Source organism: Rhodococcus sp. IEGM 1379, from assembly GCF_030056815.1.
GTDB lineage: Bacteria > Actinomycetota > Actinomycetes > Mycobacteriales > Mycobacteriaceae > Rhodococcus_F.
This window is the reverse complement of record NZ_JASHKR010000008.1, coordinates 92352-110601: the sequence shown is the minus strand read 5'-3', so window position 1 is coordinate 110601 and position 18250 is coordinate 92352. Positions and strand designations below refer to the sequence as shown.

General features: G+C 61.3%; 10 protein-coding genes and 1 pseudogene. 7 read left to right on the top strand and 4 right to left on the bottom strand.

All coding sequences use genetic code 11. From position 1 onward, the window contains the following. The first annotated feature begins 43 nt into the window (after positions 1 to 43). The 4 genes from QM600_RS07530 (at position 44) to QM600_RS07515 (ending at position 7781) form a co-directional block, all read left to right on the top strand. The gene (locus tag QM600_RS07530; RefSeq protein ID WP_283260838.1) at positions 44 to 1210 is read left to right on the top strand and encodes a hypothetical protein; all 1167 of its coding nucleotides are present in this window, start codon (positions 44 to 46) and stop codon (positions 1208 to 1210) included. A 109-nt stretch (positions 1211 to 1319) separates the two neighbouring features. Continuing rightward, a complete protein-coding gene (locus QM600_RS07525; RefSeq protein WP_283260837.1) occupies positions 1320 to 2672 on the top strand; it encodes a S1 family peptidase in 1353 nt (450 codons plus the stop codon). A gap of 150 nt (positions 2673 to 2822) precedes the next feature. After that, positions 2823 to 4133, top strand: a complete 1311-nt coding sequence (locus tag QM600_RS07520) for a S1 family peptidase (RefSeq protein ID WP_283260836.1) — start codon at positions 2823 to 2825, stop codon at positions 4131 to 4133. A 480-nt stretch (positions 4134 to 4613) separates the two neighbouring features. Beyond that, positions 4614 to 7781 carry a (Fe-S)-binding protein gene (locus QM600_RS07515; protein ID WP_283260835.1) on the top strand — a complete coding sequence of 1056 codons (3168 nt, stop codon included), beginning with the start codon at positions 4614 to 4616 and terminating at the stop codon, positions 7779 to 7781. A 195-nt stretch (positions 7782 to 7976) separates the two neighbouring features. Here QM600_RS07515 and QM600_RS07510 read toward each other — a convergent pair whose 3' ends face one another. Continuing rightward, positions 7977 to 9914, bottom strand: coding sequence for a S9 family peptidase (locus tag QM600_RS07510; protein WP_283260834.1), 1938 nt, complete (start codon positions 9912 to 9914; stop codon positions 7977 to 7979). 71 nt (positions 9915 to 9985) lie between these two features. On the opposite strand from QM600_RS07510, the gene QM600_RS07505 reads away from it, so the two are divergent. Both QM600_RS07505 and QM600_RS07500 read left to right on the top strand, forming a co-directional pair. Next, positions 9986 to 11239, top strand: a complete 1254-nt coding sequence (locus QM600_RS07505; RefSeq protein WP_283260833.1) for a pyridoxal phosphate-dependent aminotransferase — start codon at positions 9986 to 9988, stop codon at positions 11237 to 11239. A gap of 452 nt (positions 11240 to 11691) precedes the next feature. Beyond that, complete coding sequence (locus QM600_RS07500) at positions 11692 to 12957, top strand: YibE/F family protein (RefSeq protein ID WP_283260832.1); 1266 nt, start codon at positions 11692 to 11694, stop codon at positions 12955 to 12957. Between the two features lie 5 nt (positions 12958 to 12962). Here the strand turns inward: QM600_RS07500 and QM600_RS07495 are convergent, their stop codons facing one another. Next, positions 12963 to 14615, bottom strand: a complete 1653-nt coding sequence (locus QM600_RS07495; RefSeq protein ID WP_283260831.1) for a DUF7159 family protein — start codon at positions 14613 to 14615, stop codon at positions 12963 to 12965. Positions 14616 to 14763: 148 nt separating this feature from the next. Beyond that, positions 14764 to 15444, bottom strand: a pseudogene (locus QM600_RS07490) (UDP binding domain-containing protein); the annotation flags it as partial. A 103-nt stretch (positions 15445 to 15547) separates the two neighbouring features. Between QM600_RS07490 and QM600_RS07485 the strand changes: the two are divergent. Beyond that, a complete protein-coding gene (locus QM600_RS07485) occupies positions 15548 to 16066 on the top strand; it encodes an arsenate reductase/protein-tyrosine-phosphatase family protein (protein WP_283260830.1) in 519 nt (172 codons plus the stop codon). A gap of 677 nt (positions 16067 to 16743) precedes the next feature. Here the strand turns inward: QM600_RS07485 and QM600_RS07480 are convergent. Then, a complete protein-coding gene (locus QM600_RS07480; protein WP_283260829.1) occupies positions 16744 to 18225 on the bottom strand; it encodes a tyrosine-protein kinase domain-containing protein in 1482 nt (493 codons plus the stop codon). Positions 18226 to 18250: the final 25 nt, after the last annotated feature.

The window sequence follows — 18250 nt, the reverse complement described above, 5'->3', positions numbered from 1 at the left end:
AATTTTTCGAGGTTTTGAATCGGTAACTGAGGGGTCGAGAGTTGTGAACTGGGGAGTCGGACTCTACGTCGGCAACACGTATTGCACTGCGGTTATCGCAGCGCCCGACGCCGCACCGGTAGTCATCGAACATGAATCCGTGCTGCATCATGCACCGGACGGCACCATCCAACTAGGCGAAGTCGAGACCAATTCGCCGGGCGTACGACGGTTCCTCGACAAGGTTTCCTCAGACAGTGACACCACAACCTCTACGCACCGGACCCGCGGCGAAGATTTGGTCGCCACTGCCGTGTACTGCCTGGTTCAGGAAGTACACGAGTTCACCAACCAGCCACTCTCCGTGATTGCCGCAATTCCACCGAATTTCACACCCGCATCGGTCCAGCTACTGCGGATCGCGCTCGACAACATGGATCTCGACCATGTCGAACTGATACCGCAATCCGACGCCCTCGGTGCATGCGATTCGGATCCGTACACGAGTACAGGTGAGTGTGCCGCGCGCGGAGCTGCAATATTGGCCCTACCCGTTTCAGGCATTCCTCTTTCAGACGTAGCCGATTCAGACGTGACTGATTCAGACGTGAAAGCGCCCGTCGAACAGCTTTCCGATATTCCGATCGAAGCCGAACCTGTCGAGCTTTCCGAGGCACGCCCGAGTCGACGGCCGCTCGTCATCGCCGCGTCCGTTGCCGGTCTGCTCACCGCGGCGGGGTGCGCTGTAGCGATTTTCATCGGATACACCCCGACAACACAGATCCCGGAAATTCGTGACGGCACAGTGGCCGTCCGTACTGAAGCGATCGACGAGGCGAAAATTTCCGTCACTCCGCGCGAAGTCCCGATTCAATTCCCTACCGGTGTCCCGGCCACTACGGTTCCACCGAGCATGAACCCCACTGAAGGTCAGTGGACCGACACACCGGACAGTCATCTGGTCGACGAGTTCGAGCAAGTCCCGACTGTGGAAAACAGCACTCAGGTGGTGAAGCCCGAGTTGCCGACACGAGGGGATTTCGGCACGGGCAACAACCCTTCAGACCTGATCTATCCCGGCACCGTCATTCCCGGCGTCATCATTCCCGGCGTCATCATTCCCGGCACCACCGATCCGGGACCTACCGCATCACCGACCGACGACGTCGACAGCCCTCGCCCAGAGCTACCCGCCAGCGAGCCTGCCCCTCGCCCCGATATGCCCAACTAGCTGCGCGTACTACGCATTACCTTCTAGGTCACTTCCCGCCGTGTCGGCACTTTCACCTATGGTGGGGCGGTACCATCCGGCTCCACAGCCGGAGACTCGAAGGGAATTCATGCGTAACTCGTCGGCGATCCGTACTGCCTTGGTCGGCGCCTCGGCACTTCTGCTCGCAGTTCCACTCGCAACAACATTTTCGGCTACAGCGTCAGCGGAGCCAAACCCTGATTCGCGGGTCGAGCAGCTCTCTGCAGATCAGCTACCCACAGAACTGGTCGAAGCCATCACCCGTGATCTGAAGATCTCCCCTCAGGAGTATCTCGATCGCGCTGCCAAGGCTCAAGAACTCGGAGCGTACGCAGCAAGCTTCAAATCCGAACGACCAAGCGACTACGCCGGCTCATGGATGGGCCTTGACGGTCAGCCTGTTGTGTCGGTCACCACCACCGAAGCAGCGCGCGTTGCAGCATCGGATGGTTTTCGTACGCATGTAGCGCCCGTATCCGCCGACAGTCTTGAAAAGGCTCTGGCCGACGCGAACGGGTGGATCGCGGCATTGCCCGGCGACATCGCGATGGCGATCAACTCCGCGTCGATCGACGTACTGAACAACCGGGTAGTCATCGACGTCGCCAACAGTCCCGTCGGCAAGGCACTCGACCTGCCCACTTTGCTCGAGAACACCAAGATCAGGCTCAGTCCGGACGGCGGCGGTGCAGTCGATTCGCGCCCGCTCGGTGGCGACACTTACATCACGTCGTCGGGCCCGATCCGCGAGACCGCCACCGAGAACATCTCGGTGTGCTCCTTCGGGTTCAACGCCGTCGACAGTCAGAACAATGCACTCAATATCAGTGCAGGACACTGCAATCCGGCCGAGGGAACACCCTCGCCCGTCTACCTCCCCAACCGGGCGAACGTCGACGACAGCGTCCAGGTGGGTAATTTCGCTCAGTCTTCGGTCGGCAAGGACGCAGCAGCGCTCGACTATTCCGTCATCAAGTTCAACAAGGCCGGTGTCGATGCCGGGCTCGATCGCCCCTCCGTGCGCGGCGCCAGCGGCACCACCCTCGAAATCACGGGAACGGCACGCCCCGTAGTCGGTGCACCAATCTGCAAGTCCGGTCAGACGTCGTCGTTCACCTGCGGAATCGTCGCGGCGGACCGCGTCGAATCCCAACTCATCGTTACGGACGGCGATTCACGGACAGTTCGAGGATTCTATGGAACAGCCTGCACCCTTGCCGGGGACAGTGGCGGCGCCATCGTCACCGGAACCCTGGCACTCGGCATCACCAGTGGTTCCAACAGCAGCGGCGCCCCGAGCTGCAACGAAGCGAATCTCGTACTCGCGACATCGGGCGGAACCTCCAACCTCGGAATCCCTGTCGACGACATCATGAAGGCCGCCGACGCAGCCTCCGGTGGTGGCGTCGGATCCGGAATCCGGGTCCGCACGGTCAACTGACCTACATAAACTCACCCCTGTAACTGGTGGGATTCGCGGCGGCGAACCCATATAGTCATGGACGACTGCGATACGGCTCGCCACTCCGGCGGGCCGTATCCGCGTACTCCCAGGGGGGTGGTACGCGGTCAACGAAGCGGAAAGGCCCTCATGCGAAGCTCCATCGCACGTCGCGCCGCAGTGTTCGGCTCGGCCGCGCTGCTGCTCCTCGGACCGATTACCGCCGTTGCGAATGCAGAACCGACTGCGTCCGGCGTATCCGATCAGGCTGCGCATCTGCCGGTCGAACTCGCCGAGGCACTCCAGCACGATCTGGCGCTGACGCCGGCCGAGTATGTGTCACGGTCCGAACTGGCGCAGAAACTCGCCGAGTTCGCCACAATCGCGCGGGTCCAATTCCCCGATGCATTCGGTGGAGTGTGGCTCAATGAGGTCGGACAGGCCATAGTCGCATTGGCCGACGGACCGAACAAAGCCGACGCGCGAACAGCCGCTGAGAAGGCAGGCTTCACGGTCCAGGATGTCGCACAGAGTGAAACATCGTTGCGCACCGAAATATCTGCCCTCAACGACTGGCTCGACTCGCAGCCTTCCGGTGTGGCTGATCTTGTTCGCGGAATCGCCATCGACGTAGTCGGAAACGGCATCGCACTTACTGCCGACACCACCGCCGGACTGGCGCTGCCGGACTTCCTGAAGTCGACAGTCGTCCACACCGCAGCCCCGATCACGGTTCCGCCGATCCTCGCCGACCTGATCCCCGCCACCGGATCCGCAACCGGCGACGCTGCACTCGGCGGCGACGGCTACAACGCAATGTCCGGCTACTTCGGATTCAAGTGCTCTTTCGGATTCAACGGAACCGACGCATCCGGCCGCACAGTCAACATCAGCGCCGGCCATTGCGATCCCAACCGCGCGGGTGCCGGAACCGAATCTGCCGGCGAAGTCTTCCCTCTCGTCAACAACCAACCCGGACCCCGGGTCGGCTACTTCGCGAAGAGCCGGTTCGACCAGCAGGACTACTCGATCATCAATATCGACGACAACGCGAAATATCGTTTCGACAACAACAGCATCCGCGTTCCGTTCAACCGGTCGGTCAACATCGACGGCGTGGCCGACCCCGTCGTCGGCGCACCGGCATGCAAGGCTGGATCAACGACCGGGTACAGCTGCGGCATCGTCACCAGCGTCGACCGGATAGCGCGTGTCGAAGGCCAGGAACTGGTCAACCTGTTCACCACCGACATCTGCGTTCTCCAAGGCGACAGCGGTGGCCCGATCGTGACCGGCACCCGAGCACTTGGCATCACCAGCGCCTCCAACGTCGCCACTTCCTCGCTATGCGAGGTAGCCCGGGCTGCGGCCTTGTTCGGACAGGCTGCGCCGACGCAGTACGCAACACCGATCAAGGACATCCTGGCCGTCAATCCCGGCTTGAAGGTTCGCGACTACTGAGTTCCGTCGTCTCTGCTGTGGCCCCACCTCTGGAGGTGGGGCCACAGTTGTATTTCCACACCACCTGGTGCACTTCCCACCCACCACCCGGTGCACTTCCCACCCACACCCGGTGCACTTCCCACCCACCACCCGGTGCGAACGGATCGTTCAGCGCACCCAAGGCGATGAACGATCCGTTCGCTCAGGAAAGGGACGCCCGGTCTGTCCAAATCGGGTCGCGACCAACGAATACGTCAGGTTAGGACGCCCTGATTAGCAGGGGTGAGTGTTGAACCACCTAACGTGACGGTAGATATGTCTGCGCGACGGCCCAGCCCGTCGTTGTGCAGATGTTTGATCCCGCCAGGCCAAGCGCGGTTACCCGCCGGTATACATACTCGGCACGCATGGTTACTGGCGGGTAACATATGGCAGGTTACTATCAGTGGGCTGTTCCGCAGGTGGCCGACGCGTCGCCCTGAAATGAAAGGCCGCGACATGAATGCCCTGACGATAACGTTGGGCACGATTGGTGCACTGCTGAGCTTGGTGTGTTGGTACATCTTCCTCTCAGGCGCACTGAGGATGTTCAATACCGTTCGCATCGGCCAGTCGGCACCCGATCGATGGCACCCGTTCTTCCCGCGCTTCAAGCAGATGGTCATCGAGTTCATCGCGCACACCCGCATGAACAAGTTCCGCACCGTCGGCTGGGCTCACTGGCTCGTGATGGTCGGATTCCTCGGTGGATTCCTGCTGTGGTTCGAGGCCTACGGGCAGACGTTCAACCCGGAATTCCACTGGCCGATCTTCGGCAACACGTGGGGCTGGCACTTGTGGGACGAGATCCTTGGACTCGGCACCGTCATCGGTATCACCACACTGATCGTGATCCGCCAGCTCAACCATCCCCGAATTCCGGTGCGACTCTCCCGGTTCGGTGGCTCCAACTTCAAGGCCGCCTACGTCATCGAGGGCATCGTCCTGCTCGAGGGCCTGGGCATGATCATGGTGAAGGCCGGCAAGATCGCCACCTACGGCCACGCCAACCCTTGGACCGACTTCTTCACCATGCAGGTCGCGAAACTGCTTCCCGCCAGCCCCGTCATGATCTCGGTCTTCGCTTTCGTCAAGCTGATGACCGGCATGATCTGGCTCGCCATCGTCGGCCGCAACATCACGTGGGGTGTCGCGTGGCACCGCTTCTCCGCGTTCTTCAACATCTACTTCAAGCGTGAGGACGACGGAACCGTCGCACTCGGCGCAGCAAAGCCGATGATGAGCAAGGGCGTTGCCCTGACCATGGACAACGTCGATCCCGACACCGACACCCTCGGTACGGGTCAGATCGAGGACTTCTCGTGGAAGGGCTGGCTGGACTTCACGACCTGCACCGAGTGCGGCCGTTGCCAGTCCCAGTGCCCCGCCTGGAACACCGGAAAGCCGCTCTCCCCCAAGCTCCTCATCATGTCGCTGCGTGACCACGGTTACGCCAAGGCTCCGTACCTGCTCGCCGGTGGCCGCAAGGACATGGGCGGCGACGAGGTAGGCCTGGTCGACGCCGAAGGCAACGTCAACGAAGCTGCCCTCGCGGCAATTCCCGAAGCTGCCCGCCGTGAAGCCGAGCGCAAGCTCGTCGGCGAAACCACCTCAGGCGAGATGGCCCCGGTCATCGACGCCGAGACATTGTGGAGCTGCACCAACTGTGGCGCGTGTGTCGAGCAGTGCCCCGTCGACATCGAGCACGTCGACCACATCATCGACATGCGCCGCTACCAGGTTCTGATCGAATCGGAGTTCCCGTCCGAGCTCGCCGGTCTGTTCAAGAACCTCGAGAACAAGGGCAACCCCTGGGGCCAGAACTCCAAGGACCGTCTCAACTGGATCAACGAGATGGACTTCGAGATCCCGGTCTACGGCCAGGACGCCGACACCTTCGAGGACTACGAGTACCTCTTCTGGGTCGGTTGCGCCGGCGCCTACGAGGACCGTGCCAAGAAGACCACGAAGGCCGTCGCCGAACTGCTCGCCACCGCGGGCGTCAAGTTCATGGTGCTCGGTGCCGACGAAACCTGCACCGGTGACTCCGCTCGCCGCGCCGGCAACGAGTTCCTGTTCCAGCAGCTCGCGATGCAGAACATCGAGATGCTGAACTCGGTCTTCGAAGGCGTGGAGAAGAAGAAGCGCAAGATCGTCGTGACCTGTGCGCACTGCTTCAACGCCCTCGGCAACGAGTACCCGGAGGTGGGCGGCGACTACGAGGTCGTGCACCACACCCAGCTGCTCAACCGTCTGGTTCGCCAGAAGAAGCTGATCCCCGTCGCGTCCGTGAGCGAAGACATCACGTACCACGACCCGTGCTTCCTCGGCCGCCACAACAAGGTGTACGACGCTCCCCGTGAACTCATGGAAGCATCCGGCGCCAAGCTGATCGAGATGCCGCGTCACGGCGAACGTTCCATGTGCTGTGGTGCCGGTGGCGCCCGCATGTGGATGGAAGAGAACATCGGCAAGCGCATCAACGTCGACCGCGTCGACGAGGCACTCTCGACCAACCCCAAGAAGATCGCCACGGGTTGCCCTTTCTGCCGTGTCATGCTTACTGACGGCGTCACCGCTCGTCAGGAAGAGGGCAAGGGTGAAGGCGTCGAGGTTGTGGACGTCGCTCAGTTGATGCTCAATTCCGTCACCCGACTCGAATCCGCACAGCTCACCGAGAACATCAAGGTGATCCCGCGGGAGAAGGCACCGGTTGCTGCTGCGCCGGCGCCTGTCGTGGAGGAAGCCGCACCGGTAGTCGAAGAGACCGTCGCTCCGGCTGCAGCTGCGGCACCAGCTGCGGGCAAGGGTCTCGCAATGAAAGGTCTGGCCAAGGCTCCGGGCGCGAAGGCTCCCGGCAAAGGACTCGGAATGGCAGGCGGAGCAAAGGCTCCGGGCGCCAAGAAGGCAGCGGCTCCGGCCGCATCCGCCGAAGCTGCTGCCCCGGCCGCCGAAGCTGCACCGGCCGCTCCGGTCGCAAAGCCCAAGGGCCTCGGCCTGGCCGGCGGAGCAAAGGCTCCGGGCGGTAAGGGTCTGCAGATGAAGGGCGCTGCCAAGGCTCCGGGCGCAAAGGCTGCTCCGGCTGCCGCTGCACCGGCACCGGAGGTAGAGGCTGCTCCGGCGGTGCAGGATGCTCCGGAAACTGCTGCGGCCCCCGCTGCCAAGCCGAAGGGTCTGGGCCTCGCGTCCGGCGCCAAGGCTCCCGGCGGCAAGGGTCTGCAGATGAAGGGCGGCGCCAAGGCTCCCGGCGCGAAGGCTGCTGCTCCGGCCGCCGCTGCACCCGCCGACGCACCCGCCACTACTCCTGTCGTCCAAGCACCCGCTGCTGAGGCACCTGTTGCCGAGGCACCCAAGGCAGCTCCGGTTGCCAAGGCCGGCGGTCTCGGATTCAAGTCGGGGGCAAAGGCTCCGGGTGCGCGTAAGGCAGCACCCGCCACTCCGGCTCCGGCTGCACCCGTCGCGGAAACACCGGCAGTAGAAACACCGGCAGTAGAAGCACCAGCAGTCGATGCTCCGGCAACTGAAGCACCTAAGGCTGCTGCTGCCGAGACTCCGGCTCCCCCGGCCGCCAAGCCCGGTGGACTTGGATTCAAGTCGGGCGCAAAGGCTCCCGGCCGCAAGAAGTAACCGCTCCACACCCGAACGCCCCTGCTCCCGAGCGGGGGCGTTCGTGTTTCCCCGCCCAGGCGAGTGAGCACCCCTTCTGCTTAGTGAGCACCCTTTCCAGCTTGCTGAAACCGGTGCTCACTATGCAAAGGCGGTGCTCACTCCCCCAGTTTCAGATCAAACCGGGGCCGCCGCCGCGCCTGAGCCCAACAGCGTTCAGGAACCCGAAGCAGTCCACAGGTGCAGCTTCGGAATATCCGGCGGCGTGAATCCCATGACCTGACCGTAGAAGGACAGCTCCGCATTCCGAGCACTGATAATCGTGGACAGTTGACGGAAGCCGTGCGACTCACCGGCAAACTCCAGATATGCGTGCGGAATACCCTTCGATACCAGCGCATCTCGAAAGCGTTCGGCTTGAGAGGGCGGAACGATGGGATCGTCGAGGCCCTGGAGCAACAAGACCGGGCAGTTCAGTCCGCCGACGTTGTTCAGTGGCGCACGTTCGGCATACAGTGCTGCAGATTCCGGCAGTGGGCCGATTAGCCCGTCGATGTACCGCGATTCGAAATCGTGGGTTTCCTTGACAAATCCGTCGAGCTCGGCGACTCCGTAATAGGAAGTGCCGCAAGCAAAGACCTCAGAAGTTGTCAAGGCCGCCAAAACCGTCCATCCGCCGGCAGATCCACCTTCGATCGCCAGACGGTTCGGGTCAGCGAGGCCCTGTTCGGCCAGTCCGGTCACCGCGGTGATCACATCTTGGACGTCGACGATGCCCCACTGCCCACGAAGGCGATTGCGGTACTCGCGGCCGTAACCGGTGGATCCGCCGTAATTGACGTCCACCACACCGATTCCACGACTGGTGAAGTACGCATACACCAGGTTGAGTGCCGGCGCCACGTGCGCGGTGGGCCCGCCGTGGACAAATGCGACGTACGGTGGCAGCTCCCCGTCGAGACCGACGTATCGGGGATTCCGCGGCGGATACGCAACCGCATGAACCTCACGGCCATGGCCGTGCGCGACAACCGTCTGCGCTTCCGGGAGATAGGCGTCGTCGGGCAATGATTCGACGGACAACCGAATGATTCTGGGATCGCCTGTTCTCGAATCGAATTCGCGCAATCCGGCAGCGACCTTGGCGCCGCCGCACTTGAGCAGGAGACGATCCCCACGAATCTGCTGGATGCTGATGCTCGTGACTCCTGGAATCTCGAGGTTGCGCAGCTTCCCCGACTCCGGGTCGAGTACGGCAAGGGTGTCGGTGCCGACGGTGCGGACCGTCAACAGTTTCCCGTCGTCGAGAACCTCGTACCAGCGAGCACCGAACTGCCACAACGGTCCCCCGAAATCGGCGTCCACGGTACAGACCGCGGTGACTGCTGCCCCGACTCGATAGATATTCCACCAGCCACTGAGGTCACTGGCTACATACAGTTCGTCTTCGGTAATCCATTCGGGTTGCAGCACAGACTCTTCAGTGCCACCGATGACAACTCTGGACGGCCCGGCAACTCCGTCGACCAGATCCGCGATTCGCAGTTCCGTTCCGTCCCAGGGCATCTGCGGATGGTTCCAAGCAATCCAGGCGATTTTGGATCCGCCCGGAGAGAGTCGTGGATACGCCAGGAAATCCGAGCCTCCGACGATGGAGCGAATATCGCCGCTACCGTCGAGCGGGATGGCGCAGATATCTCGTGTTATCGAACCGTCAGCCGCATGTGACTCCCGCACCGCCCACACTTCGTCGCCGACGACCGACAGGTCCGCGTAACGCAACGCTGCAGGCGCAGTGGGCTCCGGCGTCAAGGCCCGTGGGGTGCCGCCTTCGAGGATGTACACCCGCTGGTCCGAGAATTCACTGAACACGAGTTGTCCGGTATCCGTGGCTGTCCACGCACCGCCGCCGTATTCGTGAACCCGCGTTCGGGCGTTCCACGGCGCAGGCAGGACGTCGACGGGCAGGCCGTCTACGGCGATGCGACGGACGGCGACGCGTCCGCCCTCTGTCGGCCGCAACTCCGACCACCAGACGTCGCCACCCACGTATCGGCCGCCTTCGACGGGATGACCACCAGCGGCGAGATCTGCTGCGCTGATGGGAGAAGTCCACGATCCGTACGGTGCTGCGATCACGTCGGTCTGCGTCATCTTGTCGAGGATAGGACACGCCTGCCGCACCCTGAACAATGCACTTGCGCGCAAGTGGAATCATGTAAGACGTGAGCACACCAGAACCCGTCCGCCATCGTCAGCCGCCGCGCGAGCTGGAGCAGTCGTCGAAGCTCCAGAACGTCCTGTACGAAATCCGTGGACCGGTGCACGCACATGCCGCCCGGTTGGAGGCGGAAGGGCACCGGATCCTCAAGCTCAACATCGGCAACCCTGCACCGTTCGGTTTTGATGCCCCGGACGTGATCATGCGCGACATGATTGCCGCGCTCCCCTACGCACAGGGGTATTCGGAGTCCAAGGGAATCTTGTCGGCCAGGCGCGCGATCGTGACGCGTTACGAATTGGTACCGGGATTCCCCGATCTCGATGTCGATGACATTTACCTCGGTAACGGCGTGTCCGAGTTGATCACGATGACCATGCAGGCATTGCTCAACAACGGCGACGAGGTGCTGATCCCAGCTCCCGACTACCCGCTGTGGACGGCCATGACCAGCCTGTCCGGTGGAACCCCCGTCCATTACCTGTGCGACGAGGGCAATGATTGGAATCCCGATATCGCGGATATCGAATCCAAGATCACCGACAAAACCAAGGCGCTGCTGGTCATCAACCCGAATAACCCCACGGGTGCGGTGTACTCGATGGAAATTCTCCAGCAATTGGTCGATCTGGCACGCAAACATCAACTGTTGCTGCTGGCAGACGAGATTTACGACAAGATCCTTTACGACGACGCGAAGCACATTTCACTCGCGACGCTGGCTCCCGATCTGTTGTGCCTGACGTTCAACGGCCTCTCGAAGGCGTACCGCGTCGCCGGCTACCGTTCGGGCTGGGTTGCCATCACCGGCCCCAAGGACCACGCGGCAGGCTTCCTCGAGGGTCTCGACCTCCTGGCGTCGACGCGCTTGTGCCCGAATGTTCCGGGGCAGCACGCCATCCAGGTCGCGCTGGGCGGCCATCAGAGCATCGAGGACCTGATTCTCCCGGGAGGGCGCCTACTCGAACAGCGCGATGTCGCCTGGGAGCGCCTGAACATGATTCCGGGCGTCTCATGTGTGAAGCCGCGCGGTGCGCTGTACGCGTTCCCTCGTCTGGATCCGAATGTGCACGAAATTCACAACGACGAGAAATTGGTTCAGGATCTTCTTCTTCAGGAAAAGATACTCATGGTCCAGGGAACCGGTTTCAATTGGCCCAATCACGACCATCTACGCATTGTGACTTTGCCGTGGGCTCGAGACCTCGCGGTGGCCATCGAACGGTTCGGCAACTTCCTCACCAGCTACAAGCAGTAAAAATCGGACAAATTTCCTGATGTACAGATGCCCCGCAAACGTAAAGTTGCGGGGCATTTGTGCGACCTTCGTCACACATTTCGCAAACCGCTCGGTTCGGTTGAGCATTTAACTAATTAGTGACCTGCTACGATGACAAAAAGGGCCAATCGGTCTGCGCGATCGTTGCCAAATTGGTAGTTGGACAATGCACCACATCAGTTTGGAATTGGGTACATTGGTTAAAGCACTTCGGTGCCGCGAGCACCTGGTATCCCTCCCCCCCCTGTGGATACCAGGTTGGTGGCGGGGACAACCCCCCCTGTTCCCCGCCACCCAGCTCGAAAACTTTCGCGAAGCTGACCATCCGCTTTCGCATCATCGCTCGACATCACTGCTTCAACAGACCGATTCACCGACACAACCGCTAGCATGGCAGCGGTGCAAATCCACAGTCCGACACACAGTTTCCGATGAGCCACGGTCACGGCCACAATCACGACGGCCCACTTCCCATCGGAGCCGCTGCATCCCGGATTGTCATAGGCATTCTCGCCGTCGTCGGACTGGCGGTGGTAATCGGCTTGATTGCACTGTGGCCTGACAAGTCCACCACTGCAATCCCCTTGCCGTTTCAGAATGCCGACGGCGGATCCGTGGTGACAGAAGCCGGTACCGTGACAAACCAGAACATCGGTGCCTGCGGAAGCCTCTCGGCTGGAAGACCATTCGTCGGCGAGCCCGCACCTCCAGCCAACACGAGTTATCAATGTCAGCGCAGCATCGTCGATATCGAATCGGGGCCGAATTCCGGGACTCAGACTCTCCTGGAGATCATTCCCGGCCCGGGCCAGCCCGATCTACGCGTCGGCGAGCACATACGACTGGTCCGTCAGACCGATCCGACTGGTGCGACACAATATTCATTCGAGGACTACTCCCGAGGGTTGCCGCTGGCGCTGATCGTCGCGACGTTCGCAGTGGTAATCATCGCTGTAGCCCGGTGGCGCGGATTGCGGGCTCTACTCGGATTGGTGGTTGCCTTCGGCGTTGTGGTCGGGTTCCTTCTGCCCGCGTTGCTGGACGGTAAACCTGCGATACCGCTTGCGCTGGTCTCCGGCGCAGTCATCTTGTATGCCGTCCTGTACCTGGCGCACGGAGTCTCACTACGGACAAGTTCCGCGCTCCTCGGAACGCTCGCCGCAATGGTCCTCGCCGCGCTGCTGTCGTATCTGGCAATTCAACTGACACACCTCACCGGGCTTTCCGAAGAGCAGAACACCAACGTGCAGACCTACATTCAGCACGTCGACATCACCGGACTACTGCTCGCCGGGTTCATCATCGGTTCACTCGGTGTTCTCAACGACGTCACGATCACTCAGGCGTCGTCGGCGTTCGAACTCGCGGAACTCGACAAAATTGCCACCCGGCGCCAGATCTTCGCCAGTTCGATGCGCGTCGGTCGCGATCACATCGCCAGCACCGTTTACACCCTGGTGCTGGCATATGCCGGCGGCGCCTTACCGCTCCTTCTGCTCTTCAGCGTCAGCGGACGACCGCTCGGCGACGTACTGGTCGGCGACGCCGTAGCCATCGAAATCGTGCGATCAGCCGTCGGCGGGATCGCTCTTGCGTTGTCGGTGCCCCTCACAACCGCTATTGCCGTCCTACTGGCCCGCCCACCGGGAGCTTCGACGTCATCGACCGCCACCGGTGGCCGGCATTCCAAACGCTGAACGGCTCAGAAACCTGGGATGGCCGGCAACACGGGCAGCAAGATCGGCGGCAGCCCGGGGATGTACAACGCAGGCGGCGGCGGTGGCGGCGGAACGTACGGCTCTACGTACGGCTCCGGAGCCGCAGGCTGCTGCTCCACAACCGGCGGCGGCGGTTCCACCGTCGTCGTCGATGGCGGCGGTGTCGTTGTGGTTGGCGGGGGAACAGTTGTCGACGGCGCGACGGTGGTAGTCACCTCCGTCACTACAGGATTGGCTTCACCCGAATCTCCGAAAACCTTGCCGCCATATCCCATTCCCAGTCCGACAATGACGATTGCAGCCACCACGCCGGCACCCAGCCCGGCAAAACGGAATGGTTTTCTGGAATCTTCGGTCGTTGTTTCCTCACGGATGGTCGACGCCACCCACGACGGTTGTCCACCGGCTGCATCCGCGGTTATCGACTCCGGAGGCATAGCCGAGTAAGCGGGGGCGTCGACCATGACCGATTCGACTTCGACGGGAGCCTGTTCTGCATGTTCGTCGACGGCTCCGCGGAGAGGTGCGACGGCCACAACCGCGGATTCGGTTTCGGAAGTTACTTCGACAACAGCGGGCGCATCGGGCACCGAAGGATCCGTCGGCTCGACACTCGGCCGTCGATGATGAGTGTTCACGCGACCGGTCGTCGCCAGTCCACCGTGGGCGAATGCTTCAACGGGTTCGGGCACAGCCGCCGGCGTGTGTATCGGATAGGGCGCAAAGATCGGTGCGACGGCCGACGCCGACACAGTCTGCGCAACCGGTGCCGCGGCAACTGTCCGGTCGGTCGGCCCTTCGGCGAGCAAGGCTGCACCTTGGGCGGCCAACAGGTCAGGCTGTTCCGGCGCGATAACCGGGACTTCGAGCCACATTTCCAGGACCGTGCGGATGATCGGAATTCTTGCACCGCCGCCGATCAGTACAACTGCGTCCGGATGCCTGCCGGAAGTCGCGACAACCTCACGGACCTCACGGGCCAGTGCCTCGACGAAGGGTGCCACCAAGGAATCGAATACTTCACGGGAGAGCAGAAGCAATCCGCCCGGTCCCGGCAGGCAGACTGCGCTGCGTGTCGAAAGCTGTTCCTTGGCGAGTCTGCACCGGGACTGAAGTTCAGCGATGCTCTCCGGATCTGTCGGGGGCACGATCCGACGTCGTTCGGTCTGATCGCGGTAGACAAGAGCATCGAAGCGATCTCCGGCGACCTGGCTCGATCGCGCCGTGACCACTGTCGAACCGCTGGCCCGATCAATCACGTCCACGGTTGATCCGGTACTACCCAAGTCGACGATGACCAGGGTGTTCTGCGTCCCGAGTGTTCCCGGTTCCTCGAGCATTCGCAGTATCGCGGTCGATTCGGGAACAAGTTGGTAGTGGTCGATCAGGCCGCGATCGAGTGCATTGGTCAATGCACCCGCTTGATTCTGATCGCGGTAGACGACTGCGACGACGTTGTCCTGGCCTGTGAACTCCGCGAGAGCCACACGAATGGAGTCGGCCGCTATGTCTTCAGGTATCTCGCGTCCGCGCTCAATCGCTCTCGAGCGGAACACCGGACCACCGTTGTCGGGCGTACCCGGGCGCGCCAAGCGGACAGCACTCGCCCCCACTGTTACACCCAGCACCAAGTTCATGAGCCACCTTCGTCGACCGCAGACAAATCCATGATCAGATCCGTCACTCCACGGCGCGAAGTCTACCCATTCGATTGCATCGAGGAGATGTGTCGAGTCGCACCGAACCAACTTTACGGCAATCTATCAGCTAATGTCACCTTAGCTATCATCGACCTAGTCCGCGATAGGTCCATCCCGCCGACCGCCAGACCCGAGTCCGAAATGCCGAATCGAGTTCGCCTGGATCCAGAGCGACAAACTCGGCCCATTTTGTTGCAACAAGCACGACATCAGCATTCTTACAGGCTCCCGACGTCGACGTTGCGTAATCGAGAGCAGGAAACAGATTGCGCGAATTCGCCATCGCCTTCGGGCCGTAGACCGACACTGCAGCACCGTGCAGTTGCATCATGCCCGCGACATTCAGCGCGGGCGAATCACGAATATCGTCCGATTCCGGCGTGAATGCCGCACCCAGTACGGCCACGTTCATTCCCAGCAAACTTCCACCGCAAGCCTCGGCACCAAGTTCAACGACCTTGGTGCGCCTTCGCATATTGATGCAGTCGACCTCCCTCAGAAATGACAGCGCCTGATACACACCCAACTCCCCGGCCCGGGCCGCGAACGCACGAATGTCCTTCGGCGGCTCCGGTGGCCTCACAAATTTCGGAGATCGCATTGATGAAGGTCGGCGAATTCCGCAGCATCTGTGTAGGACGTACTGAAACGCAGTCGTCCCGATTCGAGGTTCTGAACCAAGAGTTCTTCCAGCCCCGCTTCGTACAACGGGCCGACCCTCCCTCAACATCTCGATCTTCGCGGCGTCGATGTCGATACCCAGAACGTCGTGTCCCAGTTCGGCCATCCCAAGCACAGACGAAACAGAAACCCCGAGTGGGTAACTGACGAACACTTCGTGTCGAGACGGGGCGTTCTATGATTGCTCTATGCACGTCCTCTTCGTATGCACCGGAAATATCTGCCGATCCCCTACCGCCGAACGTCTGGCGCTCGCGTTCGCCGAGGAAGCTAGCATTCGCAACTTCAGCGCATCGAGCGCCGGAACCAGAGCCGTTGTCGGACACCCGATCGAGTCCACGGCCGCCGACGTTCTCGAGGGTCTGGGCGGCGATCCAACGGACTTCCGCGCACGATTGTTCACGAAGTCGATTGCAGCCGAAGTAGATCTGATCCTGACGATGACCGAGCGCCACCGCGACCAGGTCCTGACGCTGGCACCGGCACAGTTCAAACGGACCTTCACCCTGCGCGAGGCAGCCCGATTGGCCGGGGCGTCGGATGCAACCACGGTTGCCGAACTCGCGGCTGCCCGGCCGCGCTTCCGAACCCGCGAGATCGAGGACGTCATCGACCCGATGGGCAAGGACTCGAACACTTTTCACGCGGTGGGAAACGAGATCGCAACGCTGCTCACACCGGCAATACTCCGACTGGCTACAGGCTGAAGCACACAACAGCCCCCTCACTCCAGGGGAGGGAGTGCGGGGGCTGTTTCGCAGACGAGGCTGTATGTGGAGTGTGAACGAAGACGGATCAGCTCAACGCGAACAGTGCCGTGACGAGAGCACGTGCAAATTCGAACAACTGGTCAACCGACGGAACGCCGACTGCTTCACTGATGCCCATGAGAGAACCTAGCATTCTATTCCTCCGAAAGTTGTGGGGTCTGAATGGCTCACTGCCACTATGGGAATAGTAGCTTTCCACCCAAACCACGTCACTGCGCATCGGCAAAATCGGGATGATTTCCGACCAAGGTCCCGACTGCCCGCGCAGCATGCTTACTCAGCGCATGCAACAGCCCCTGTCAATCCTCCGATTGACAGGGGCTGTGTTGCTGCTGCGATCAGTTCAGACCGAGGAGAGACTCGAATCCAATGAATTTCAGCATGTCACCGATGGACGGAACACCGATTTCCTGACTGAACTAGAGAGCGAGCCCAGCATTCGATCCTCCGAATTGTGTATTTCCGAATGGCGAATTTCCACTCGAGCAATAGTAGCAATCGGACGGCACTCTGCGAGCCAAAACTATTCATTGGCAACGATTTCCGAACGAATCAGCGGTGGCCGGTTCAATCAGCAATTCGTAGGACGCCAACTGCGTGGCGATAGGCTGCACCTAATCCGACTTGGCAGTGACGATCGACGAAGCGGTGGAAACCGTTGACGCAGTGACGACTGGTGCAGCAGCGCCGGACGACAATGACGCGACATTGTCGGCCATCCGAGGCACCGATTTGTCGGTCGCATAGTAGTACTGGTAGTCATAGCCGCTCCGTTTGTTCGCGGGCGTCATAGTGATCACGGTGCCCAGAATTCTTGCGCCGACACTGTGAAGGTTGCCAACGGCCCGCGTCAACTGATCTCGCGTAGTGGACGCATGTCGGGCGATCAACAACGCGCCGTCGGACATCGCGGTCAGGACTGCCGCATCGGTGACTGGCAGCAAGGGCGGTGCGTCGATGATGACGTATTCGTATCGAGCGCGAAGTTCCGCCAGCGCTTTTCTCGCATGGTCGGTGCCGAGCAATTCGCTCGGGTTCGGCGGGATCGGGCCAGAGGCGAGGACAGACAACCCGCCGTGCTCGGTGTGTTGAAGTACGTCGTCGAGTGTCGCTTGACCGGACAACACCGAACTGAGGCCGACAGTGCCGATCAAACCGAGATATTTTGACACACGCGGCTTTCGGAGGTCGCCTTCAACCAGACAGACCGACTTTCCTGCCTCTGCGAGAACGAGGGCGATGTTGACTGCCGTCGTTGTCTTACCTTCGCTAGACAGCGAGCTGGTGATCACGATGACGCGAGGTGGGTTATCCACCTCGAGGAACTGAAGGTTGGTTCGCAGTTCGCGGTACGCCTCGGCACTCGAAGAGTTGCCCTGGTTGAAGTCGATCGTGTGCTCTGTCTGCATATCCTTGTCGAACGGAACGGCCCCGACCAACGCGGAACCGGCGACGGTTTCCACCGTCTGACGGTCCTTCACGGTATTGTCCAGGCGATCACGCAGCACAGCGAGTGCGATACCCAGAAGCAGACCCACGGCTGCGCCGAGTGCGATGTTTCGCTTGGTGTTCGGAGATACCGGCGTAGTCGGCGTTTGAGCATCTTGTTCGACGATCACACGAGCGGGCGGGTTTCCACCGTTCTCCGGAGTCTCCAATTCCTTTGCCATCACTACAAATTCATCGGACAAGGTGTTGGCAATATCCCGAGCACGCTCAGGCGATGGGTCCTGAACTCTCACATCGATCAGAACTGTGTCCGGTGCCGACGTCGCGGTTACTTTGCCGGCAAGTCCCTTCGCCGACATTCCGCCGACCGAGTCTGGACCAAGCTTGTCGATAGTGCGCTGCGCGAGCGTTTGTCCGGTCAACAGTTTGGTGTACGACGTCACCCGTTGCTGCGACAGGAGGTTTCCCTGGTAGGCCTCGTTGACCGAGCCACCCAACGAGGTGGACACGAACAGCCTGGTCGAAGCTTGATAGATCGGTGTCGAGATCAGAGAAGCCCCCAACGCACCGAGGACCGCGACCACCGTGACGACAGCGATGATTCTCCAGCGCGCCTGCAAAATCTTCAGGTAGTCCTGTACATCCATCTTCAAATCCCTTTCGGCTCACGCG

Bases quoted from the DNA above. Each gene is read 5' to 3' on its own strand.
- QM600_RS07525 (WP_283260837.1), top strand. From the start codon at position 1,320: ATGCGTAACTCGTCGGCGATCCGTACTGCCTTGGTCGGCGCCTCGGCA.
- QM600_RS07520 (WP_283260836.1), top strand. From the start codon at position 2,823: ATGCGAAGCTCCATCGCACGTCGCGCCGCAGTGTTCGGCTCGGCCGCG.
- QM600_RS07515 (WP_283260835.1), top strand. From the start codon at position 4,614: ATGAATGCCCTGACGATAACGTTGGGCACGATTGGTGCACTGCTGAGC.
- QM600_RS07510 (WP_283260834.1), bottom strand. From the start codon at position 9,914: ATGACGCAGACCGACGTGATCGCAGCACCGTACGGATCGTGGACTTCT.
- QM600_RS07500 (WP_283260832.1), top strand. From the start codon at position 11,692: ATGAGCCACGGTCACGGCCACAATCACGACGGCCCACTTCCCATCGGA.
- QM600_RS07495 (WP_283260831.1), bottom strand. From the start codon at position 14,615: ATGAACTTGGTGCTGGGTGTAACAGTGGGGGCGAGTGCTGTCCGCTTG.
- QM600_RS07485 (WP_283260830.1), top strand. From the start codon at position 15,548: ATGCACGTCCTCTTCGTATGCACCGGAAATATCTGCCGATCCCCTACC.
- QM600_RS07480 (WP_283260829.1), bottom strand. From the start codon at position 18,225: ATGGATGTACAGGACTACCTGAAGATTTTGCAGGCGCGCTGGAGAATC.